Here is a 20862-nt window from a genome sequence, read left to right as displayed (position 1 = left end):
CATTGCAGCGAACCGATATTGTCGTCCTCAACCACATCTCGGCCGGCACGGCGGGCTCGTACACCCTCAATGCGCGGGCGGCAGCCGGCTCTCAGCCACGATCGATGTGCGCAACGTCAGCCTCGGCTCTCTCTCTCTCTCTCTCTCTCTCTCTCTCTCTCTCTCTCTCTGAGGCCATTGTGATCAGCTACGCCGTGATCAAGTCTGTCACGGCGTAGGACCTAACGGTTGCGCGCAGAACCGTTATGCTCTGGTCAACCCGGGGTACGTCTTCGGTGAAATTGATGATGGCGTCTCCGAAGTGCTTCTTCAGATAGGCTTCGGGGATGAATGCTTCGCCGAAGAAGCTTGGGGTCAATTCCTCCGAGCCGCCAATGGGGTAGAACTGAAACTCCCCAGCATCATGGAGACGAAGGATCTGGTCAGGGTGCGGCATCATCTGCTTCAGGCGCCGAATATGCTCAGCCAAGGTAGGATCCGCCGCCTCTTCTCTCGCATGCAGATGTTGCAGGTGACGAATGAAATAGTGGCCGCGTGACGTGAACACGACATGGCCGCCCGGCTTCAGCACATTGAGGAAATAGGCCATCCAGTCGAGGAAATACTTTTCAGACAGATGGGAGAAAACGGAATAGGCGAAAACTAGGTCCAGGTCGTTGGGCAGGCCAATGATAGGCGGTGGCGGCGCGTTGTGAATGACGGTGTATGGTGCGTTCAAGTCTTTGAGCAGTTGAACGGTGGACGCTCTGGTCTCTGCCAGATAGATGTTCCGCGGCTTCGTATCCCTCAAGAACAAGCGGCTGACGCGGCCCCATCCACCTCCGAAGTCCAGCACCTTGGGCTGTCGGACCTGGTCTAGGTGGCACACCGTTCGCATGTGGACGTAGAAGTCGAACGCCTGGCGCATGTTGATTTCGCCGCTCAGCGCCGTGAACCCCTTCTGGGTGTCGTCGCTGGGGAACCAGGGAGCGGTATCTTGTGGACGTCGCGCGCCTTTTTTGGATCGAACTGGAGAGCAAACCAGTCAGCATCGGGGATCTTCTTCTGAGGGATGATGCTGTCCAGAATTCTTTGCAGCATGGCGATGTCCCCATTTGCTTGAGACAATGAAATGTCAGTCTGCTAACTCGGGGATAAAGCACGGCGCCGCTGGCCCTGCAACATAGAATAGTGAAACTCCACTGTGGAACAACTCAAGAGGGTTCTGGGCCTGCATCTCGAAGACGCTTTTCGTGCGCAATGGGCTGCGCTGCGAGCCATGGAGCTGGAACTGAACGCTACGGAGCGGCGCTACATGGAAATACGGGTCAAGCGCCCGGTCATGGGCGAAATGTCCCAGGACGAAATTGATGATCTGCGCAACACCAAAAATGAGATGTTGCCACCGAGCCTTTCGGGAACTCGCGAGTGAACATCGACGGTGAGGACTTGGACTGGGCGCCGATGGACGCCGCGCACAAAGCTTGAGCAGCGGCTTTGTCGTCGGGGAGTTAGAGCGAGCTTCCCGGCTCACGGTGTGGATCCGACCAAGGCAAGTCGTGCGGCGACGCGGTATTTGCAGTCGATGCGAAGCAATAGATGAGCAGCCTATTGCGCAAGGCATGGCTTAAGTTGAGGGAATACGGAACTCGCCCGATCATTGACGGCGAGTGCCTGGGGAGGCGAGCTTGCCACGTTCCCGAACCATAACGAATGGCCGAAAATGAGCGTGGCGGCGACGTGTTGGACGAGCCGCAAGACGAGGACACCGATCGCGAGTCGTCACTTGGTTGGGCGACGGGCACTGACCAGCGCTTCACCATCAAGGCGCATGACACGGCATGGGTTGAAGACGGCGAGCAGGATGCCAGCTTCCGGGCCTTTTTCGGACATGGCACCGGTTATGTCACGGCCCGAAAACGACTGTTAAGTATTTGATTTTGTTGGTGCTATGGCGGAGGAAGTGGGATTCGAACCCACGGTGAGCTTGCACCCACGCCGGTTTTCAAGACCGGTGCCTTAAACCGCTCGGCCATTCCTCCAACTAGTTGTATTCATTGCGCTATCTGTCTTTTTGCAAAGGTCTGAAAATGCCCTTTGCCATGCGCTTTGCAACTGTTTGGCTTTTCGCTCGCTGCTTATAGCGGCCTGCAACGCGGCGTCAACTTGCTCTGCGGCGTCAGCGGTGGCGGCTCGCCTGAAACCGTGCTTGCCATTGCGTGCGACGAAGCGGCCTTCGCGGGGCGCATCGAACTTCGCTCGCGCCAGCAAGCAACGTGGAAGGCGCAGTGGTGTATGAGGCTGAAACCAGCCGACTGGCAGCCCTTGCCCGGCGTCTACCGGCTGGAGCGCGAGGAGGCACTGGCGAGATATAGGGCGGCTGCGCAGGAACGCTTCCTCCCTGCGCAGCGCGGCTCTCTCACGTCCGGCTATTAGCCCTGCCGAGGATCGCAGCCATCTCGGGTGCAGCACTTGAAAGGATTTCATGGGACCGCGCTATAAGCCGGCGGTTTAGCTGAATGAGTTCCTGAGTTTCCTTAATGCGGATGAGGCTTTGCCGCTCCCTGTCATTCAAGTCGTTAACCAGCTTTTTGGTGTCGTCGATCTGCTGCATGACAATGGTCGCCTTCAAATTGTGACGCATCCGCCTGCGTCACAAACTCGCGAGGGCTGGAACTGTTCCCTAGCACAGTGGCAAGCGCCAGAAGCTTCGCCCGACAAAGACCTGTCAACCGCCAGACATGGCCCGGCAGAAGCGGAGCCAAGCGCTCTGTGGCAGCGGGCACAACATGACCTTCGCGTGGAAGAACGAAAAGCCGCGATTTTTCAGGTGCTCGGCAGGGCGAGGCCGCCACAATCCTGCCCGGTTCCGGCCACAATCGGTTAATACCGTGATAAACAATTCCTGCGCACAAAGGATCGGGGTTCCAGGCGTCGTTGGTATTCGTCGAGTGAGCGTTTTGGCTCCTCTGATGCTGAGCGCGGCGTCCAAGGTTCAGACTGAAGGGGACATCAGGAAAATGCAGGCTGTGACGCACCCGCGTCTTCGTCGCGCTGCTACAGTCGCGTTGTTCGCCATGTCGGCCGCCTTGCTGGCGGCTTGCGCGTCGCAGCCTGAGCCGAAAGCGATGGTCTACAAGAAGACCCGCTCCAAGGAATATTTCTCCGAATCCGAATATGGCGTGAAGGCAAGCCCGCGTGTGATCTCGCAGAACGGGCGCATACAACGCGGCGGCGGCAGGGATCAGCTCGGCAAGCCCTATCAGGTCCGTGGCAAGTGGTATTACCCCAGGGAAGACAAGCGCTACGCTAAGGTCGGCCTGGCCTCCTGGTATGGCGATGCCTTCCACGGCCGGCTTACCGCCAACGGCGAAGTCTACGACATGACCCATCTGACGGCGGCGCACCCGACCATGCCGCTGCCAAGCTATGCCCGCGTCACCAATCTCAAGACCGGCAGTTCGGTCATCGTCCGCGTCAATGATCGCGGCCCCTATCACGAAGGCCGCATCATCGACGTGTCGGAGCGCGCCGCTCAAATGCTTGATTATGCCAACATTGGTACCGCTCAAGTGAAGGTCGAGTATGTCGGCCGTGCACCGCTCGACGGCGATGACGACCAGTATCTGATGGCCTCCTACCACCCCGGCAACAGGGCGCCGGATCCGTCGGACGGGCTGCCGACCGGCGTCATGGTCGCCATGAACGGGCCTTCGCCAAGCCTGCCGGCTGGCACTGCCGCCGTGCCGTTTCCGGGTCAGTTGACTGATTCCGGCGCCGTCCAGCCGGTGATGTCGGCGCAGACGCCGGCCTACGGCGATCTGGCGCTGCCCGATTTCGGCCCGATCGTGCCGGAGCGTCCGCAGATCAACCTGCCGCCGCAATCGCCGTTTGCCGTGGCCTCGCTGTCCTATGCGGACGAGCGGGTGGAACGCGCCTCCAATGCTTTTGCCGCGCTGGGTGGCGACGGCATGTCGCCGGCCGACGTCCTTCAATCGTGGAAGCGCCAGCCGCCACCGGCCGGTCCGTCCACCGACTACGTCGCGGCTGGTTCGTTCGAGGATGCAGCGGAAGCCAGGCGCATTGCTGCTCAGCTTGCCGCATTCGGCAAGATCGAAATCCAGCGTTCGGAACTCGATGGCGAGGATTGGTATTCGGTCAATCTGTATCCCGATGGCCACCGCAATCTGGATGATTTGCTGCAGGCAGCATGGTCGCATGGCGCGCCGGATGCACTGGCTGTGCGCAACTGAGCGCAAGCCTAGCCGGATTTCCGCTGCGCGGTTGATCCGCTATGCAAAAAGCCTGATACTTTTTGCGGGCTTGCCGGCCGTGCCGGCCAATGGGTCGAACATCATGCAATTGCGCTTGCTCCCGCCTCTCGCCGGGCTTCTGGTTTTTGGCCTGCTGCTGTTTTCCCAGATTCCAGCCCGTGCGCAGCTTTTCGAGACCAAGGCCGCGCAGGTCTTCATGATCGACGCAGAGACTGGGACGGTGCTGTTTTCGAAGGATGCCGACAAGCCGATACAGCCGGCCTCGATGGGCAAGTTGATGACCATGGAAGTGGTGTTCAACGCCATCAAGTCCGGCCGCCTGAAGCTCGACGACACGTTCGTGGTCAGTGAAAACGCATGGCGCAAAGGCGGCGCGCCTTCGGGAACATCGACGATGTTTGCCAAGCTCAAGTCGTCGATCCGGCTTGAGGACCTGATCCAGGGCGTGACCGTGCAGGCGGCCAATGATGGCTGCATCGTCATCGCCGAAGGCATGTCCGGATCCGAAGACAATTTTGCCGCGCAGATGACCGAACGCGCCCGCCAGATCGGCCTCAAGACATCGACTTTCGTCAATTCGACCGGCCTGCCGGCGGATGGCCAGCAGACGACCGTGCGTGAATTGGCGCAGCTGGCCGTGCACCTGTGGCGCGATTATCCGGATTTCTATCGCTACTATGGCCAGAAGGATTTTACCTGGAACAAGATCTCGCAGAGGAACCGCAATCCGCTTCTGGCGATGGACATCGGCGCCGATGGCCTGGCGGTCGGTGCGAGCGAGGCGTCAGGCTTCGGCATCGTCGGTTCGATCAGCCACAACGGCACGCGGGTGATCGCGGCAATGAGCGGGCTGGCGAACGACAAGGAGCGCGCCGAGGAGGCGCGAAAGCTGCTCGACTGGGGCGTCCGCTCCTTCGAGAAGACCGAAATCTTCGCCAAGGACGAAGTGGTCGGCGAGGCCCAGGTTTTTGGCGGTGCGAAATCCGGGGTGACGCTGAAGGCCAAGGGCCCGATCGACATCTTCCTGCCGATCACCAACCGCGACAAGCTGACCGCCAGGATCGTCTACAACGGCCCGGTTGCAGCACCTGTGGAGGAGGGGCAGCCGGTGGGTGCGCTCCGCGTCTGGATCGGCGACACGCTCAGCCAGGAGACGCCGCTTTTCGCCGCCGAATCGATCGGCGTCGGCACGCTGCCGCAGCGCGCGCTCGATGCCGTCAAGGAACTGGCGGTCGGCTGGCTGCGCTAATGCATGTCGCTCAAAAAGTGGCCCCGGCTTTGGGGAAACGACATGCATAAAGGCAAACAATCGACGGCATGGACGTTTTGCCGAGCGCGGACTATCTAGAGCGGTACAATCCCATTTCAGGCATGGACAAAAAGGCCTTTCGATTGGCGCGCGGATTTTTCATCACCTTCGAAGGCGGCGAAGGGGCAGGCAAGTCGACGCAGATCGAGCGGCTGGCCAGGAAGATGCGCGCCAAGAAATACGATGTCCTCCTTACCCGCGAACCGGGCGGCTCGCCGGGCGCCGAAGCGGTCAGGCACGTGCTGCTTTCGGGCGCCGCCGAACCGTTCGGGCCGAAGATGGAAGCGCTGCTTTTCGCCGCCGCGCGGTCCGACCATGTCGAGCAGGTCATCCGGCCGGCGGTCGAGCGTGGCTCCATCGTGCTTTGCGACCGCTTCCTCGATTCCTCGCGCGTCTACCAGGGCGTCACCGGCGGCATCGACCCGACGTTCATGGATGCGCTGGAGCAGGTTGCCATCAACGGCATGATGCCGGACATGACGCTGATCTTCGACATCGATCCGGCGGAAGGTCTGAGGCGCGCAACGCTGCGGCGCGGCACCGAGGCAGCCGCCGACCGCTTCGAAAAGGAGACGCTGGCGATCCATCAAGCCCGCCGCGAGGCCTTCCTGGCGATCGCCGCGGCCGAGCCGGAACGCTGTATCGTGGTCGACGCAGCCGCCGATCCCGATGCGGTCGAAAATGTCGTCACCGCCGCCGTCTTCTCGGCGCTGGAAGCGAGAACGCCGGCGCGCGACAGGCAGGCGACACCGGCATGATCTTCGAGCGCATCGCACCCGAGCAGCACGACACGCTGGACGGCGTGCCGGAGCCATCCGAAACGCCGCGTCTGGTCGGGCACAGCCAGACCGCGGGCATGCTCACCGCCGCCTATCGCGCGGGAAAGCTGCCGCATGCGCTGATCTTCTCCGGACCGGTCGGCATCGGCAAGGCGACGCTGGCCTTCCATCTTGCGCATCATCTCCTGAAGCACCCGGATATCGCGCAGGCGCCGCAAAGCCTTGCCACTCCCGATCCGGCGTCGTCGCTGTTTCGCCAGATCGCCACCGGGGCGCATCCTTCGGTGCTGCATCTGACCCGGCCGTTGAATGACAAGACGAAGAGTTTCAAGACTGTCGTCACCGTCGATGAAATCCGCAAGGTCAGCCGCTTCCTGTCGCTGACCTCGCACGACGGCAGCTACCGGGTCGTCATCGTCGACCCGGCCGACGACATGAACACCAATGCCGCCAATGCCTTGCTGAAGAATCTCGAAGAGCCGCCGGCACGAACCCTGTTCATCCTGATCGTCCATGCGCCGGGCAGTCTGCTGCCGACGATCCGGTCGCGCTGCCAGGTGGTGCGATTGACGCCGCTCGACGCCGACGAGTTGATGGCGGTGCTGGAAACGGCGGAACCGCCGCCGCCGGACGACCCGGCGGCGCGCGCGGCACTGGTCGAGCGGGCAGGGGGCAGCGCGCGCAACGCCATCCTGTTGACGCAGTATGGCGGGCTGGAGATCGCCTCGACGCTCGACGCCCTGGTGGCGGGAAGAAAGAGCGATGTCGGCGGTGCGTTTCGCCTTGCCGAAGCCGTGGCCGGCCGCGACCAGGCGATCCAGTTCGATATCTTCAACCGCCGGGCGCTGGACCTGTTGTCCGACGCGGCAAGCCAGGCAGCGTTGGCGGGCGATCTCGCGCGGGCCAAAACGCTGTCGGATACTTGGCATGAGGCGCTGGACGCTATATCTGAGACCGACACCTACAATCTCGACAAGAAGCAGCACGCTTTGACCATGATCGACCGCCTGAATTCTGCAATGCGAATGTGACTGGGTTTCCGGGATCGGGATGGCAATCGCCGGCCCGATGCGATATCCACCGCCACGCCTTTCCATTCAGACATTCATGACGGTTCATTCATGTCACGCGACACATTCTACATCACCACCCCGATCTTTTATCCGAACGGCAAGCCGCATATCGGCCACGCCTATACGGTCATTGCAACCGACGCGCTGGCTCGCTTCCAGCGCCTGGACGGCAAGGACGTGTTCTTCCTGACGGGCACGGACGAACATGGCCTCAAGATGCAGCAGACGGCCGAGAAGGAAGGCATAACGCCTCTGGCGCTGGCCGACCGCAATTCGGCAATTTTCCGCGCCATGACCGAGGCGATGGGCGGCTCGAACGACGACTACATTCGCACGACCGAACCGCGTCATTATGAATCCTGCCAGGCAATCTGGAAGGCGATGACCGCCAATGGCGACATCTATCTCGACCGCTATAGCGGCTGGTACTCGGTTCGCCAGGAAGCCTATTTCGACGAAGGTGAGACGACAGTCGGCGACGACGGCGTGCGACGCGAGCCGCTTGGCTCGCCCGTCGAATGGAACGAGGAAGAGAGCTATTTCTTTCGGCTTTCCGCCTATCAGGACAAGTTGCTGGCACTCTATGAGAGCCAACCCGACTTCGTAGGACCTGCCGAACGCCGCAACGAGGTGCTCAGCTTCGTCAAGTCCGGGCTGAAGGATCTATCGATCTCGCGCACCACCTTCAAATGGGGCGTGCCGGTGCCAGGCGACGACAAGCATGTGATGTATGTCTGGGTCGATGCCTTGACCAATTACATCACCGCCGCAGGCTATCCCGACACAAAGGCCGAGCAATGGCGCTATTGGCCGGCCACGCACATCATCGGCAAGGACATTGTCCGCTTCCATGCGGTCTATTGGCCGGCCTTTCTGATGTCGGCCGGCATCGAATTGCCAAAGCGCGTTTTCGCGCATGGCTTCCTGTTCAACCGCGGCGAGAAAATGTCGAAATCGGTTGGCAACGTCGTGGATCCATTCGCGATGGTCGAGCACTATGGCCTCGACCAGGTACGCTATTTCTTCCTGCGCGAGGTGCCGTTCGGCAACGACGGCAGCTACAGCCATGACGCGATCGTCAACCGCACCAATGCCGACCTTGCCAATGGTCTCGGCAATCTGGCGCAGCGCTCGCTGTCGATGATCGCCAAGAACTGCGGTGGCGTGGTGCCGCAGCGCGGCGAGTTGACGGATGCCGACAGCGCGATCCTGGATCAGGCCGTCGCCGCTCTCGATACCGCGCGCAAGGCGATGGCAGAGCAGGGCATCCATCTGGCGCTGGCAGCGATCTTCGGCGTGGTGGCGGAAGCCGATCGATATTTCGCCGGCGAGGCACCATGGGCACTGAAGAAGACCAATCCGGAGCGGATGGAAACCGTGTTGTGGACGACCGCCGAGGTCGTGCGTCGCGTGGCGGTGCTGTGTCAGCCCTTCGTCCCGGGATCGGCCAACAAACTGCTCGATCTGCTGGCGGTCCCGGCGGACAGGCGCGATTTCGCGCATGTCCACGCGCTGGTGCCCGGCACAGCGTTGCCCGTGCCCGAAGGGGTGTTTCCGCGTTACGTCGAACAGCCGGACGCGAACGTCTGATGCTCGTCGACAGCCACTGCCATCTGGATTTTCCAGATTTCGCCGAGGAGCGGGCTTCTATTGTCGCCCGCGCCAAGGCGGCCGGTATAGGCCGCATGGTGACGATCTCGACGCGTGTGAAGCGGTTTCAGCAAATCCTTGAAATCGCGGACACTTTTGATGAGGTTTATTGCTCCGTCGGCACCCATCCGCACAATGCCGAAGAAGAGCTGGACGTGACGTCAGACGATCTGGTGCGGCTGGCTGCCCACCCGAAGGTGGTGGCGATCGGCGAGGCCGGTCTCGACTATTTTTTCGACAAGGCGCCACGCGATGCACAGGCGCAAGGCTTTCGCAATCACATCGCCGCCGCCCGTGAAACGGGGCTGCCGCTGGTCATCCATTCGCGCGATGCCGATGCCGATATGGCTGCCATTCTCGAGGACGAAACAGGGAAGGGCGCCTTCCCCTTCATCCTGCATTGCTTTTCCTCCGGGCGCCGGCTTGCCGAAATCGGTGTCGCGCTCGGCGGCTACGTGTCGTTCTCGGGCATCCTGACCTTCAAGAATTCGGCTGAGTTGCGCGCCATTGCCGCCGATGTGCCGCATGATCGCCTGCTGGTCGAAACCGACGCGCCTTATCTGGCGCCCGTGCCGTTTCGCGGCAAGCGCAACGAGCCGGCCTATGTCGCCCATACCGCCAGGGTGCTGGCCGAAACAATCGGCGTCAGCGAGGCTGAAATCGCCGATCTGACGACGAACAATTTCTTCCGCCTGTTCGGCAAGATGCCGCGACCTCCCGAGCAAAGTGCTTGGCCCGAGCAAAGTGCCTGAACGATGACTGACCGGCTGCGCCTCACCATTCTGGGCTGCGGCTCGTCGCCAGGTACGCCGCGCATCACTGGCGACTGGGGCAATTGCGACCCGGACAACCCGAAGAACCGGCGCATGCGCACCGCCGCGCTCGTCGAGCGGATCGCGGCGAACGGCAGCCGCACGACAGTCGTCATCGACACAGGACCGGATTTTCGGCAGCAGATGCTGTTGGCCGGCGTCAAACGCATCGATGCGGTCGTCTATACGCACCCGCATGCCGACCATATCCACGGCATCGACGATCTGCGCGGTTTCGTCCTCGACCAGCGCCAGCTGATCGATATCCATGCCGACAAGGCCACGATGCTTCGGCTGCGGGAAGCGTTCGGATACTGTTTCGAGACACCGCAAGGCAGTTCCTATCCGCCGATCGTCCGGCCGCATCTCATCGACCACGCCAGGCCGGTGGTCATCGAAGGAGAGGGGGGTGCCCTCACCCTCGAGCCGTTGCCGCAGATCCATGGCGACATCATATCGCTCGGTTTTCGCATCGGCGGGCTCGCTTATTGCCCTGATATCAGCGACTTTCCGCAGGCCACCGCCGACCGGCTGCGCGACCTCGACGTGCTGATCATCGACGCGCTGCAGTACAGGACGCACCCAAGTCACCTGTCGCTTGGCGAGGCGCTGGAATGGATCGGGCGGCTGGCGCCAAAACATGCCGTGCTGACGCATATGCATGTACCGCTCGACTACGCCACGGTGATGGCCGAGACACAAGCCAGCGTCGAGCCGGCTTATGATGGGATGGCGATCGAAATCCCTTACGAATCAGCGTGATACGAATATACCTTCATGAGGGCTTTCGGCTCCTCGGCGCAAATATCAGAAGCGTTCCGATCCGCTCGTAGCCCATCCCGGGATAAAGCAGCGCCCCGGCGTGGGTTGCAGCCAGCACCGAGTACCTCGACCCACGCGCCCGATCGTCGTGCAACATTTTCGACATCAAAGCCTGGCCAATGCCGCGACGCCGGTGCGAAGGCTCGACATACATGCTCGAACACCATGTGGCTCCCACGGCATCCAAGCTGCGCACGCGTCCAACGATATCAGCACCATCGACTGCCACATACTGGCGGAACGGCGCGCTGTCGGCGAGCAAATCGTCCGCGATCGGCCGCCTGCGGATGATCTTTCCCAACTGCGCCGCCCGTTCGGCTGTCTGCACGCGTTCGACCGAAGCAACAGCAACCGCTAGCGGGCTCGGAATCTGGCGCAATCGGTGAACGAAAAAGCCTTCGGTCCGCAGCAGCCGGTAGCCGAGAGCTTTGTAGGCGGTTCGTGCCGGCCCGTCCGGATCCTCGTTCGCGATTACAACGGAAATGGCAAAGCCCGGCCGTGCATGCTGCCGCACGAAGGCATCGGCCTCTTGAGCGGCGACATCATGGACGACCCATTCCTCGCCGCGGTAGTCGCGAGGATTCTTACGCTCGGCGTCGCGCATCAGCCACAACGGTCCGACGCGGCTGGCCTCGTAAGGAAAGGTGCGGCTTCTGTCGGCGCTGTAGCCATGCACGAACACCTCGATCGCCGGTTCGATCTCGCTGTTTGCCATCTTCATTTCGGCAGCCTAGCGTTGGCTATCCGCTCAAGGCAATACGCCACAATTGGCTCAAGCCTATGAAAATCTGCGGCAATTTCCAGTTCTTGGCCAATGCGTCAGTTCCATAATCTATCTTATGCGACATCTGATGTGCGGCGATAGAGTCCCCACGGGCCTTGGATTCAGAAGCGCCTCTGGTAAGAAGCTCTCTCATGGAAACCCTTGAGGCTCAGAAACCCAGAGTATCGGTTCGCAGGCGTGCGGCTGCGGTCAAATCGTTTCGCTGCAAGAACTTGGTAGCTGTTGTCGAAGATCCGAATGACATCAGGAACATAGGAACGGTAATTCGAAACGCAAATGCTCTCGGTGTTGAAAGAGTCTATATCGTCGATCCACGCAAAGCACTTCCCGATGACTGGCAGCAAATGCGCCAGCGGAAATCGCTTTCGGAAACGTCTGTATCAGCTGTCAAATGGACGTTTGTGAAACGATTCGACAGCACTGACGCCTGCCTCAACCATCTGGAAAAGCATGGCTTTGTGTCCGTCGTTACCTCACCGCATATAAAGGGAAAGACCAGTGTTTTCCTGCATGAGGGGGATTATTCCCGGCACACTAAACTTGCTGTCTGGTTCGGTAATGAGAAACGGGGCATCAGCGCCCTCGCAGTCGAGCGCAGCGAGATGTGCGTAGCAATCCCAATGTTCGGGATGATCGAGAGCCTAAACCTCGGAACCAGTTCGGGTGTCGTTCTCTACGAAATCACGAAACAGCGACGCGAGTATCAGAGTAAATACCGCCGCGGTAGACGGAAGGGAAAACGCGCTGAGCCACTACCTACTGTAATGCGTCGTGAAATTGATGGCTTTGCTTCGAGCGAAACCGAAGAACAGGCTAGCGGGCCAAAATGACCGCATCCGATCGGGTTGTGCAACCCTGCCAGCTGTGATCACGCATTGGTGGCTGCGAACGCGCGGCTGTCGGCGGCGCGCTCGACCATTTTAGCTTGAGGCGATCTGGCCCCCTACTCCAGAATGACGGTGGCTTCCACCTCGAAGAGCATGGGGTCAATTGCAAGCTTGGGAACGGGAACCAGAGTCTGCGCCGGCAGCGCCTCGCCGAACATTTCCTTGACGTTTTGGGTCAACACCTCGAGCTTGGACATATCGTGGTCGACCACGAAGACCGTGAGCTTGGCGACCTGATTGGGTTTGGCGCCGATGCCCTCAAGCGCGGCACGCAAATTTGCGTAGGCCTGCTTAACCTGGACAGCGAAATCGGGCGACAAGGCTCCCATGCTGTCTTGGCCGCCCTGCCCGGAAATGTAGGCCACCCGGGCTCCGCGGGGTGTGATCACGGCCGTGCTGTAACCATTCGGCGTCGGGTCATAGAGGGTCTGTGGATTGACGACGATCAGCTTGAGATCATTCTCCTTCGCTGTCGTCGCAGTAGGAATGGTCATGATGATTAGGCCTCCGATAAGCAGATGCTTGATTGCGCGTGACATGATTTTCTCTTGGCTCCGCAGACTGCGAGCAATGCACCTCGCGGCCGGCATGATTGACCTTTAACCAAATCGCCATACGATGACTCGTGCGGTGTACGAGTCATCGTATGGTACGTCGTACGAGTCAACCGTTCAAGATCGACATTCGTCGCATTGCCGGTCTAAATCGACGTTCTGAGAAGCGGGAAGACGGATGGCAGCCAAACGTAGCGGCGCCCGGGGCAAACGGTCTCAACGGGTCAGTGTACCGCCCCAGCCCGTTCAGGAGGCGAGCGGTGAACCGCCGCTCTCTCGGGACCGTATCGTGGCGACCGCGGTGGAACTGCTGGACGCGCAGGGAGTGGACGGATTGACAATGCGTCGGCTGGCCGACCGCCTCGGCTCGGGCGTGATGAGCCTGTATTGGCACGTCGACAACAAAGAGGATGTCTTTGATCTGGCACTCGACTCGGTGCTCGAATATCGCGGACCGCCCGACATGGTTGTCTCTCGAGACTGGCGCGGAGAAGTCGTTCATATGCTCGAAGACTGGCGCGCCAGAATGTTGCGCCATCCTTGGTCGGCATCGCTGTTGCCGCGCCGGGCGCTCGGCCCGAACATTCTCAGTCGCCTGGAAATGCTGAGCAAGAGCTTGTCCAGAGCCGGCGTGGCGGACGCAGATCTGAACGTCGCGATATGGTCGCTCTGGAACTATGTGATGGGCGCTACCCTCACCCGGGCCAGCTTCGACCTCTCGGACGACGACAGGGCCGCCGCGCGGCAGCGCCTTGAGCATCTCAGCGAACGCTACCCGACAATCGAACGTTCCCGCCTGCTGTTGGATGACGATTGGGATGGTGCTTTCCGGAAAGGCCTCGGCTTCCTGCTCGATGGCCTCTCTCCCAGATAATGAACCCTTGCTTGCCATCGGTGCCGTCACCGCATCGCCACTCTGGTTCATCTGCTGGATTCTTGATGCTACTTTCGACAGGCGCTTGCCTTTACAGGGAAGTCTGGTAGCGCTACCGTTTCATCATCGCGCGTGACCAGGGAGGAGCTTGGGAGCTGTCGCGGCCAGATAGAAAGCGGTTTCCTTCGACGACGTCGCAGGAGTCTGTCGGGAGGAAATTGATGGCCTCAGTCGCGATCGGCGATGTCTACAAATCGTTCGGGACCGTCGAGATTCTCCACGGCGTCAGCGTGGATATAAAAGACGGCGAGTTCGTCACGCTGGTCGGGCCGTCGGGCTGCGGAAAATCGACCCTTCTCAGGATGATCGCCGGCCTGGAAAAGATTTCGCGCGGCCAGATCGCGATCGGCGAGCGTGTCGTCAACAACGTGGCGCCAAAAGAACGCGACGTTGCCATGGTCTTCCAGAACTACGCGCTCTACCCGCATATGACCGTCGCCGAGAACATGGCGTTCTCGCTCATGCTCAAGGGTGTTTCGAAAGCCGAAAGCGGTGCCAGCGTTCAGCGCGCCGCCGAAATCCTGGGGTTGGTGCCGTTGCTGGCGCGCTATCCCCGGCAGCTTTCCGGCGGCCAGCGCCAGCGCGTCGCCATGGGTCGGGCGATCGTGCGCGATCCGGCTGTCTTCCTCTTCGACGAGCCGCTGTCCAATCTCGACGCCAAGCTCCGGGTGCAGATGCGCGCCGAGATCAAGGAACTGCACCAGCGCCTGAAGACCACGACAGTCTATGTCACTCACGACCAGATCGAAGCCATGACCATGGCCGACAAGATCGTGGTCATGCACGACGGCGTCGTCGAGCAGATCGGGCCGCCGCTGGAACTCTATGACCGGCCGAACAATCTTTTTGTCGCCAGCTTTATCGGTTCGCCGGCCATGAATTTGCTCAGGGGCGAAATCGTTATCGACAGCTCGCCGTCCTTTCGCGGCTCCGGGGGCATTTCAGTCCCGCTGGCCTCGGCGCTTTCGATTGGCAATGGCGAGCCGGTGGTGCTGGGAATACGACCGGAGCATTTGCGACTGTCCGACCACCAGGGCATTCCGGTCACCGTCGTGGTGGTCGAGCCAACAGGGTCCGAAGTGCAGCTCATAGGCCGGACAGCCGGCGGCGAAGAGATCGTCGCGAACTTCCGGGAACGCCATTCCTTCACGCCGGGCGAAACCGTCCGGCTTACGGCAGAGCCAAGCCTCGTCCATCTCTTTCACGGCGAAACCGGACAGCGATTCGAAACACGCAACAAGCAGTAGGACCTCACGGCAAGGAAATAGACAGGAGGAGACGAGCATGAAATTCACCAGACGAGACGTGATCCGCACCACCGCCGGCGCCGCGGCGGGTGTCCTGGGAAGCCGCTTCGCCGGCTCTCCCGCCTTCGCCCAGCAGGCATTGACATACAAGCCCGAGGACGGCGCAAAGCTGCGGCTGCTGCGTTGGTCGCCCTTCGTGCAGGGCGATGAGGATCAATGGTTGGCCAACACCAAACGCTTCACCGAGGCGACAGGTGTCGAGGTTCGCGTCGACAAGGAAAGCTGGGAGGACATTCGTCCCAAGGCGGCGGTCGCCGCCAATGTCGGCTCGGGTCCGGACCTCATGTTCGTCTGGTTCGACGACCCGCATCAGTATCCCGACAAGCTTCACGATGTGTCGGAATTGGGTGAGTATCTCGGCGCCAAATACGGTGGCTGGCACGAGGGACCAAAGCAATATGCGACACGCGACGGGAAGTTCGTCGGCTTGCCGCTGGCCACCATCGGCAATGCCATCGTCTATCGCGAAAGCTGGGTGAAGGAGGCCGGCTTCTCGGAGTTTCCGAAGGACACCGCAGGCTTCCTCGATCTCTGCAAGGCCTTGCAGGCGAAGGGACATCCCGCCGGCTTCACGCACGGCCATGGCGTCGGCGACGGCAACAACTACGCTCACTGGCTGCTCTGGAGCCATGGCGGCCAGATGGTCGATGAGAGCGGAAAGGTGGCGATCAACAGCCCCGAGACCCTCAAGGCGATCGAATACGCGCAGGAGCTCTACAAGACCTTCATCCCCGGCACTGAAAGCTGGCTCGACGTCAACAACAACCGCGCCTTCCTGGCCGGCGAACTGGGGGTGATCGCCAATGGAATTTCCGCCTACAACACGGCCAAGATCAACAAGGACAAAGATCCAAAGCTGACTGAAATCGCCAAGGACATACGCACGACCAACCTGCCGATCGGTCCTGTCGGCAAATCCGTCGAGCTGTTCCAGGTGACCACGGCCGTCATTTTCGACTACACGCCCTACCCCAACGCGGCCAAGGCCTATCTGCAGTTCATGTTCGAGGATCCGCAAATGTCGGACTGGATCACCTCCTCGGCGGGCTATTGCTGCCAGACGCTTAAAGCCTTCGACAACAATCCGGTGTGGACGGCCGACCCGAACAATGCCGCTTACGCGAAGGCCTCGGCGACGCTGCGTCCCAACGGCTATGCCGGGCCGCTCGGCTATGCTTCGGCAGCGACCATGGCCGACTATGTCCTGGTCGACATGTTCGCCAAGGCCGTGACAGGTCAGGCCACACCGCAGGAGGCGATGGAAGAGGCGGAGAAGCGAGCAAACCGGTACTATCGCGTTTGATCACCCCGCTGCCGGGCAGCCGCGAGCGCGCTACCCGGCCTGGTTCCGGATTCGCGTGGCGGCCGCCCGGGTCGCGATGCACCAGACTTCGTGAGGAGCCATCCCATGGCCGTGCCTTCTGCTGCCGTTCAGCCGCGTCCGTCGATCCTGTCGCGGAGCCTGTCGTCACTGGCTGAAAGCCGGAACGCCCTTGGCTTCGGTTTCATGCTGCCGGCGGCAGCGCTGCTGCTGGTGTTCCTGACCTATCCGCTCGGGCTCGGCGTCTGGCTCGGCTTCACCGATGCCCGCATCGGCCGCCCCGGTGTCTTCATAGGCACCGAGAACTATCAATATCTGTGGAGTGACGCCGTCTTCTGGCTCTCCGTCTTCAACACCCTGCTCTACACGATCAGCGCCTCTATCCTGAAATTCGTGCTCGGCCTCTGGCTGGCGCTTATCCTCAATCAGAACCTTCCGTTCAAATCGTTCTTCCGCGCGATTGTCCTGCTGCCGTGGGTGGTCCCGACGGTGCTGTCGGCCATTGCCTTCTGGTGGATCTACGATTCCCAGTTCTCCATTCTGTCGTGGGCGCTCATGGAAATGGGTCTGATCGACCATCGCATCAATTTCCTCGGCGATCCGGAGAACGCGCGCGCGTCGGTCATTGCCGCCAATGTCTGGCGAGGCATTCCGTTCGTGGCCATCACGCTGCTTGCAGGCTTGCAGACGATTCCGCAGTCGCTTTACGAGGCTGCCACCCTCGACGGCGCCAGCCGCTGGCAATTGTTCCGCTATGTGACGCTGCCGCTGCTGACACCGATCATCGCCATCACCATGACCTTTTCGGTGCTGTTCACCTTTACCGATTTCCAACTGATCTATGTGCTGACCCGCGGCGGACCGGTGAATGCTACCCACCTGATGGCGACATTGTCGTTTCAGCGCGGCATTTCCGGAGGCCAGCTTGGCGAGGGTGCTGCAATCGCGGTCGCCATGATCCCATTCCTGCTGGCAGCGATCCTGTTCAGCTATTTCGGCCTGCAACGCCGCAAATGGCAGCAGGGCGGCGGAGACTGACAATGGCCGCGATTGCAAAAAAGAAACGTCCGGAACTCGACGAAGGCGGCATGGGTTACCTTCAGAGTCTGCCGCGCCGCGTGGTGACGGTCTATCTGCCGTTGCTGGTGTTCGTCATCGTGCTGCTGTTCCCGTTTTACTGGATGACGATCACGGCTGTTAAGCCCAATCTCGAAATGACCGACTATGCAAATTTCAATCCGTTCTGGGTCGTGCACCCGACCTTGGAGCACATCCGCTATCTCCTCTTCGACACGTCTTATCCGGGCTGGCTGCTCAACACGATCATCATCTCGACGGCCGCCACGTTCCTGTCGCTGCTGGCTGCGGTGTTCGCGGCCTATGCGATCGAACGGCTTCGGTTTTCCGGGGCACGTCAGGTCGGTCTCGCAGTCTTCCTTGCCTATCTTGTGCCGCCCTCAATCCTGTTCATCCCGCTGTCGGTGATGGTGTTCAACCTTGGGCTCTACGACACGCCCTTTGCGCTCATCCTCACGTACCCAACCTTCCTGATCCCGTTCTGCACCTGGCTGCTGATGGGGTACTTCCGTTCGATCCCGTTCGAACTGGAAGAATGCGCGCTGATTGACGGGGCGAGCCGGTGGCAGATCCTCACCAAGATCGTACTGCCACTGTCGGTGCCCGGCCTGATCTCAGCCGGCATATTCGCGTTCACGCTCTCATGGAACGAGTTCATCTATGCTCTGACGTTCATCCAGTCGTCCGAAAACAAGACCGTACCGGTCGGGGTGCTCACGGAGCTTGTCCGCTCCGACGTCTATGAATGGGGAGCGCTGATGGCGGGAGCGCTGATCGGCTCCTTGCCGGTCGTCGTGCTCTATTCGTTCTTTGTCGAGCACTACGTTTCCTCGATGACCGGCGCGGTGAAGGAATAGCCCCTCACCTTTGCGCAATCATGAGGTATTTTCCCGGCGGCCGGGAATGCCCAAGGGAGGCAGGCGGCCGGTCGATAATTTCCGGTATCCCGAAATTCAGCCAAACCATTATCAGGACCATCAATGACCCCCTCGCCTCCCTTTCTCGGCTTTCCAGATCGCCTCGCCGATGGCCGCGTGCCTCGTGCGGTGATCTTCGGAGCCGGCCACGGCAGCACCTATCCCGGCAAGGACAGCCGCGGCCATGCCTTGGCCGCCGACGTCATCCGCGCTGCGAGCCAGGACGATGCCTCGCTCATCGAGCACTGGGATTTCGATCTCGGCGGCCCGCTGTTCGACAGCAAGCCGGTCAGCTGCATCGACGCCGGTGATATCTCGACCACCATGCATGACAATGCCGGCAACCGGGCCCGGATCGAGGCGAAAATGCGCGAAATCCTGGCATTGCCGGCTGTGCCGATCCTGATCGGCGGCGACTGTTCCATGACCATACCCTTCCTCGCCGGCTTTGCGGATCACGGGCCGGTCTGGGTTCTGCAGATCGACGCCCATATCGACTGGCGCGACGAAGTGGATGGCGAACGCTACGGCTATTCGAGCCCGATGCGCCGGGCGAGCGAGATGGCGCATGTCGCCGGCATCGTGCAGGCCGGCCTTCGTAGCGTCGGCAGCGCAGGCATCACCGAGATCGAAGCGGCACGGCGCTATGGCAGCCGCTTCGTGACCGCCCGCGAGGTTCACGCCCAGGGCGTCGAAGCCGCACTCCGGCATATTCCGGAAGGCGCGCGGGTCGTCGTCACCCTCGACTGCGACAGCCTCGATCCGGGCATCATGCCGGGCGTGGCGGCGCGTACGCCCGGCGGCCTCACCTACACGCAGGTGATCGACCTGATCGCGGGCTTAGGCAAGCGGGCCAGGATCGCAGGATTCGACCTTGTCGAGCTCTATCCACCCGCCGACATCGACGGCCTGTCGGCCCTGACCGCCGCGCGCCTTCTCGTCAATGTGATCGACACCATCGTCCGGCAGGTTTGATATCAAAACCCTGCTTTTCGCAGCAGAGCGGCCAGAAAGCGCCTGAGCGAGCTTGCGGATGAAGCCGGCGCGCGCCTTTCCACGCCGGGGTATTCGACCCTGTCTCGACCGACCGGTTCGTCGCTCCAGACCATGGCGAAGGCAATGCCTTTCAGCCCAAGCTCTCCGATCCGACGCACGATCGTCTCTTGCAGATAGATACTGGATACTCGCACACCATCGGCACGCTCCGGCAGCTTGAATATCTCGGCGTCGCCGATGGCGTCCGGTCGAAGAACGGTGCGTTCGATCATCATTATGCCGCCATCGTCAAAGCGCACGATCTCTGAGCGTTCTTCGTCCAGCGCATCGGCGACAGTGGTGACGTTGAAGAGCGAGATGGGCTCGTCAGAACGAAGCGACAGGAATTCGCCATACGGCTCGAGGGTTGACCGCAGCAACTCCAACGCCTTCGCCCGTAGGATGAGCACATGTTCGCCAAGCCATGGAAAATCTGAATGTTGCCGGCGCGTGCCGTCGTCATGCTCGCGCAGGAATTCCATTCGGGGCGGATGCCATCGTGTCTGCTTCTGACCGCAGAGCGTCGCGAACAACTGGTAGTCGTCCACGTGTCGAGGAAGAGCCCATTCCTGTCCTTCGACTACGCTCAGAACGTAGATTTTCATCCGCTCTCCCGCACATCATTGCCCTTGGTCGGCCTCCTGCGCGGTGTTTCGCGCGCCCTCAGGGGTGGTCCGCAACAGCCGTTCGCGGGACCGGCGGCAATTCGGGCGCATCCAGTCCCCTGAAAGGGTCGCGCCAGGCATCGATCTGTTCAAGCCGGCGATACCAGCGGCTGACAGAGGAATAATCGTCGAGCGGCAGTCTGGCGGCATCGTTGAACGGCAGAAAGGTCGCCATTCGAAAGTCGGCATAGGAAACCGAATTTCCGACCAGCCATTGCCGCTCGGCAAGCACGGCGTCGAGTATTGCGGCGGCGGTGCGGAAATGTCTTAGCCCCTCCTCCACCCGCTCCTGATCGATCGGGCCTATGCCATACCGCTGTTTGGTACCACGTTCGAAATGCACCGTGTCGCAAGCGAATGCGAAGTGCTCCTTGCCCCAGCTGAGCCAGCGGATCATCTCGGGTTCTTCATCGCCGGTGCGCCAGAAATCCGAATGCGCGTCGCGCGACAGCCGGCAGGCTATGGCGTCTGCCTCCCAGAGGCTTTTTCCTCCGTCTTCTACAAGTATGGGCAACGAGAGATTGGGATTTAACAGGCGAAATTTCTCCGCTTGCCCAGCAGCGAATGGCGAGGCGAATTCAAATTCGACTTTCGCGTCGAGGTAGCGTGCCACCGCGATAGCCAGTCGAGGATTGGGATTGCGACTGAAATACAGCTTCATTGGGCACCGCCGTTGTAGCCGG

At 60.9% G+C, this 20862-nt stretch carries 23 protein-coding genes and 1 tRNA gene; 17 read left to right on the top strand and 7 right to left on the bottom strand.

What is annotated here, in order from left to right:
* Window positions 1–187 precede the first annotated feature (187 nt).
* Entirely contained in the window at window positions 188–907 is a 720-nt protein-coding gene (locus ACFOJ9_RS15365; protein WP_378979597.1) for a class I SAM-dependent methyltransferase, read from the bottom strand.
* Between the two features lie 276 nt (window positions 908–1183).
* On the opposite strand from ACFOJ9_RS15365, the gene ACFOJ9_RS15360 reads away from it, so the two are divergent.
* Together ACFOJ9_RS15360 and ACFOJ9_RS15355 are read left to right on the top strand one after the other, a co-directional pair.
* On the top strand, window positions 1184–1411 hold the full coding sequence (locus ACFOJ9_RS15360; protein ID WP_378979596.1) for a hypothetical protein: 228 nt from the start codon (window positions 1184–1186) through the stop codon (window positions 1409–1411).
* A gap of 281 nt (window positions 1412–1692) precedes the next feature.
* A complete protein-coding gene (locus tag ACFOJ9_RS15355) occupies window positions 1693–1917 on the top strand; it encodes a hypothetical protein (protein ID WP_378979595.1) in 225 nt (74 codons plus the stop codon).
* Window positions 1918–1931: 14 nt separating this feature from the next.
* Here the strand turns inward: ACFOJ9_RS15355 and ACFOJ9_RS15350 are convergent.
* Window positions 1932–2021 (bottom strand) — tRNA-Ser (locus ACFOJ9_RS15350).
* A gap of 253 nt (window positions 2022–2274) precedes the next feature.
* Here ACFOJ9_RS15350 and ACFOJ9_RS15345 point away from each other — a divergent pair.
* Window positions 2275–2415 (top strand): hypothetical protein, encoded by a 141-nt coding sequence (locus ACFOJ9_RS15345; protein WP_378979594.1) that lies wholly within the window; start codon window positions 2275–2277, stop codon window positions 2413–2415.
* Here ACFOJ9_RS15345 and ACFOJ9_RS15340 read toward each other — a convergent pair.
* A complete protein-coding gene (locus tag ACFOJ9_RS15340) occupies window positions 2399–2593 on the bottom strand; it encodes a hypothetical protein (RefSeq protein WP_378979593.1) in 195 nt (64 codons plus the stop codon). The two genes, ACFOJ9_RS15345 and ACFOJ9_RS15340, sit on opposite strands and share 17 nt — an antisense overlap.
* 406 nt (window positions 2594–2999) lie before the next feature.
* On the opposite strand from ACFOJ9_RS15340, the gene ACFOJ9_RS15335 reads away from it, so the two are divergent.
* The 7 genes from ACFOJ9_RS15335 to ACFOJ9_RS15305 all read left to right on the top strand — a co-directional run bounded on the left by ACFOJ9_RS15335 (window position 3000) and on the right by ACFOJ9_RS15305 (window position 10638).
* Window positions 3000–4232 (top strand): septal ring lytic transglycosylase RlpA family protein, encoded by a 1233-nt coding sequence (locus ACFOJ9_RS15335; RefSeq protein WP_378979592.1) that lies wholly within the window; start codon window positions 3000–3002, stop codon window positions 4230–4232.
* Between the two features lie 103 nt (window positions 4233–4335).
* Window positions 4336–5502, top strand: a complete 1167-nt coding sequence (locus ACFOJ9_RS15330) for a D-alanyl-D-alanine carboxypeptidase family protein (protein WP_378979591.1) — start codon at window positions 4336–4338, stop codon at window positions 5500–5502.
* Between the two features lie 143 nt (window positions 5503–5645).
* Window positions 5646–6320, top strand: a complete 675-nt coding sequence (gene tmk, locus ACFOJ9_RS15325) for a dTMP kinase (RefSeq protein ID WP_378979590.1) — start codon at window positions 5646–5648, stop codon at window positions 6318–6320.
* Window positions 6317–7372 carry a DNA polymerase III subunit delta' gene (locus tag ACFOJ9_RS15320; protein ID WP_378979589.1) on the top strand — a complete coding sequence of 352 codons (1056 nt, stop codon included), beginning with the start codon at window positions 6317–6319 and terminating at the stop codon, window positions 7370–7372. Before tmk ends, ACFOJ9_RS15320 begins: the two co-directional genes overlap by 4 nt.
* Window positions 7373–7462: 90 nt before the next feature.
* Window positions 7463–9004: a methionine--tRNA ligase gene (metG, locus tag ACFOJ9_RS15315; RefSeq protein ID WP_378979588.1), complete on the top strand. Its 1542-nt coding sequence runs from the start codon at window positions 7463–7465 to the stop codon at window positions 9002–9004.
* Entirely contained in the window at window positions 9004–9816 is an 813-nt protein-coding gene (locus ACFOJ9_RS15310) for a TatD family hydrolase (RefSeq protein ID WP_378979587.1), read from the top strand. Before metG ends, ACFOJ9_RS15310 begins: the two co-directional genes overlap by 1 nt.
* A gap of 3 nt (window positions 9817–9819) precedes the next feature.
* Window positions 9820–10638, top strand: coding sequence for an MBL fold metallo-hydrolase (locus ACFOJ9_RS15305; RefSeq protein WP_378979586.1), 819 nt, complete (start codon window positions 9820–9822; stop codon window positions 10636–10638).
* A gap of 13 nt (window positions 10639–10651) precedes the next feature.
* Here ACFOJ9_RS15305 and ACFOJ9_RS15300 read toward each other — a convergent pair whose 3' ends face one another.
* Complete coding sequence (locus ACFOJ9_RS15300) at window positions 10652–11419, bottom strand: GNAT family N-acetyltransferase (protein ID WP_378979585.1); 768 nt, start codon at window positions 11417–11419, stop codon at window positions 10652–10654.
* 194 nt (window positions 11420–11613) lie between these two features.
* On the opposite strand from ACFOJ9_RS15300, the gene ACFOJ9_RS15295 reads away from it, so the two are divergent.
* Entirely contained in the window at window positions 11614–12312 is a 699-nt protein-coding gene (locus ACFOJ9_RS15295; protein WP_378979584.1) for a TrmH family RNA methyltransferase, read from the top strand.
* Window positions 12313–12425: 113 nt separating this feature from the next.
* Here the strand turns inward: ACFOJ9_RS15295 and ACFOJ9_RS15290 are convergent, their stop codons facing one another.
* Entirely contained in the window at window positions 12426–12908 is a 483-nt protein-coding gene (locus tag ACFOJ9_RS15290; protein ID WP_378979583.1) for a RidA family protein, read from the bottom strand.
* 193 nt (window positions 12909–13101) lie between these two features.
* Between ACFOJ9_RS15290 and ACFOJ9_RS15285 the strand changes: the two genes are divergently transcribed.
* The 6 genes from ACFOJ9_RS15285 to ACFOJ9_RS15260 all read left to right on the top strand — a co-directional run bounded on the left by ACFOJ9_RS15285 (window position 13102) and on the right by ACFOJ9_RS15260 (window position 19454).
* Window positions 13102–13797, top strand: a complete 696-nt coding sequence (locus tag ACFOJ9_RS15285) for a TetR/AcrR family transcriptional regulator (RefSeq protein ID WP_378979582.1) — start codon at window positions 13102–13104, stop codon at window positions 13795–13797.
* Window positions 13798–14018: 221 nt separating this feature from the next.
* The gene (locus tag ACFOJ9_RS15280; RefSeq protein ID WP_378979581.1) at window positions 14019–15104 is read left to right on the top strand and encodes an ABC transporter ATP-binding protein; all 1086 of its coding nucleotides are present in this window, start codon (window positions 14019–14021) and stop codon (window positions 15102–15104) included.
* A 37-nt stretch (window positions 15105–15141) separates the two neighbouring features.
* Window positions 15142–16467 (top strand): ABC transporter substrate-binding protein, encoded by a 1326-nt coding sequence (locus ACFOJ9_RS15275; protein ID WP_378979580.1) that lies wholly within the window; start codon window positions 15142–15144, stop codon window positions 16465–16467.
* Between the two features lie 204 nt (window positions 16468–16671).
* Window positions 16672–17523, top strand: coding sequence for a carbohydrate ABC transporter permease (locus ACFOJ9_RS15270; RefSeq protein WP_378987796.1), 852 nt, complete (start codon window positions 16672–16674; stop codon window positions 17521–17523).
* A 2-nt stretch (window positions 17524–17525) separates the two neighbouring features.
* On the top strand, window positions 17526–18419 hold the full coding sequence (locus ACFOJ9_RS15265) for a carbohydrate ABC transporter permease (RefSeq protein ID WP_378979579.1): 894 nt from the start codon (window positions 17526–17528) through the stop codon (window positions 18417–18419).
* A gap of 123 nt (window positions 18420–18542) precedes the next feature.
* The gene (locus tag ACFOJ9_RS15260; protein ID WP_378979578.1) at window positions 18543–19454 is read left to right on the top strand and encodes an agmatinase; all 912 of its coding nucleotides are present in this window, start codon (window positions 18543–18545) and stop codon (window positions 19452–19454) included.
* A gap of 2 nt (window positions 19455–19456) precedes the next feature.
* Here ACFOJ9_RS15260 and ACFOJ9_RS15255 read toward each other — a convergent pair whose 3' ends face one another.
* On the bottom strand, window positions 19457–20119 hold the full coding sequence (locus tag ACFOJ9_RS15255) for an imm11 family protein (protein ID WP_378979577.1): 663 nt from the start codon (window positions 20117–20119) through the stop codon (window positions 19457–19459).
* 58 nt (window positions 20120–20177) lie between these two features.
* Window positions 20178–20840, bottom strand: a complete 663-nt coding sequence (locus ACFOJ9_RS15250; RefSeq protein WP_378979576.1) for a glutathione S-transferase family protein — start codon at window positions 20838–20840, stop codon at window positions 20178–20180.
* Window positions 20841–20862: the final 22 nt, after the last annotated feature.

It is taken from the genome of Mesorhizobium cantuariense (assembly GCF_042647205.1).
GTDB classification, from domain to species: Bacteria; Pseudomonadota; Alphaproteobacteria; order Rhizobiales; family Rhizobiaceae; genus Mesorhizobium; species Mesorhizobium cantuariense.
The sequence above is the reverse complement of the archived record's forward strand: the minus strand, read 5'-3'. Positions and strand labels throughout refer to the sequence as shown.

Bases quoted from the DNA above. Each gene is read 5' to 3' on its own strand.
- ACFOJ9_RS15365 (WP_378979597.1), bottom strand. From the start codon at position 907: ATGCGCCAGGCGTTCGACTTCTACGTCCACATGCGAACGGTGTGCCAC.
- ACFOJ9_RS15355 (WP_378979595.1), top strand. From the start codon at position 1,693: ATGGCCGAAAATGAGCGTGGCGGCGACGTGTTGGACGAGCCGCAAGAC.
- ACFOJ9_RS15345 (WP_378979594.1), top strand. From the start codon at position 2,275: ATGAGGCTGAAACCAGCCGACTGGCAGCCCTTGCCCGGCGTCTACCGG.
- ACFOJ9_RS15340 (WP_378979593.1), bottom strand. From the start codon at position 2,593: ATGCAGCAGATCGACGACACCAAAAAGCTGGTTAACGACTTGAATGAC.
- ACFOJ9_RS15335 (WP_378979592.1), top strand. From the start codon at position 3,000: ATGCAGGCTGTGACGCACCCGCGTCTTCGTCGCGCTGCTACAGTCGCG.
- ACFOJ9_RS15330 (WP_378979591.1), top strand. From the start codon at position 4,336: ATGCAATTGCGCTTGCTCCCGCCTCTCGCCGGGCTTCTGGTTTTTGGC.
- ACFOJ9_RS15320 (WP_378979589.1), top strand. From the start codon at position 6,317: ATGATCTTCGAGCGCATCGCACCCGAGCAGCACGACACGCTGGACGGC.
- metG (WP_378979588.1), top strand. From the start codon at position 7,463: ATGTCACGCGACACATTCTACATCACCACCCCGATCTTTTATCCGAAC.
- ACFOJ9_RS15310 (WP_378979587.1), top strand. From the start codon at position 9,004: ATGCTCGTCGACAGCCACTGCCATCTGGATTTTCCAGATTTCGCCGAG.
- ACFOJ9_RS15305 (WP_378979586.1), top strand. From the start codon at position 9,820: ATGACTGACCGGCTGCGCCTCACCATTCTGGGCTGCGGCTCGTCGCCA.
- ACFOJ9_RS15300 (WP_378979585.1), bottom strand. From the start codon at position 11,419: ATGAAGATGGCAAACAGCGAGATCGAACCGGCGATCGAGGTGTTCGTG.
- ACFOJ9_RS15295 (WP_378979584.1), top strand. From the start codon at position 11,614: ATGGAAACCCTTGAGGCTCAGAAACCCAGAGTATCGGTTCGCAGGCGT.
- ACFOJ9_RS15290 (WP_378979583.1), bottom strand. From the start codon at position 12,908: ATGTCACGCGCAATCAAGCATCTGCTTATCGGAGGCCTAATCATCATG.
- ACFOJ9_RS15285 (WP_378979582.1), top strand. From the start codon at position 13,102: ATGGCAGCCAAACGTAGCGGCGCCCGGGGCAAACGGTCTCAACGGGTC.
- ACFOJ9_RS15280 (WP_378979581.1), top strand. From the start codon at position 14,019: ATGGCCTCAGTCGCGATCGGCGATGTCTACAAATCGTTCGGGACCGTC.
- ACFOJ9_RS15275 (WP_378979580.1), top strand. From the start codon at position 15,142: ATGAAATTCACCAGACGAGACGTGATCCGCACCACCGCCGGCGCCGCG.
- ACFOJ9_RS15270 (WP_378987796.1), top strand. From the start codon at position 16,672: ATGCTGCCGGCGGCAGCGCTGCTGCTGGTGTTCCTGACCTATCCGCTC.
- ACFOJ9_RS15265 (WP_378979579.1), top strand. From the start codon at position 17,526: ATGGCCGCGATTGCAAAAAAGAAACGTCCGGAACTCGACGAAGGCGGC.
- ACFOJ9_RS15260 (WP_378979578.1), top strand. From the start codon at position 18,543: ATGACCCCCTCGCCTCCCTTTCTCGGCTTTCCAGATCGCCTCGCCGAT.
- ACFOJ9_RS15255 (WP_378979577.1), bottom strand. From the start codon at position 20,119: ATGAAAATCTACGTTCTGAGCGTAGTCGAAGGACAGGAATGGGCTCTT.
- ACFOJ9_RS15250 (WP_378979576.1), bottom strand. From the start codon at position 20,840: ATGAAGCTGTATTTCAGTCGCAATCCCAATCCTCGACTGGCTATCGCG.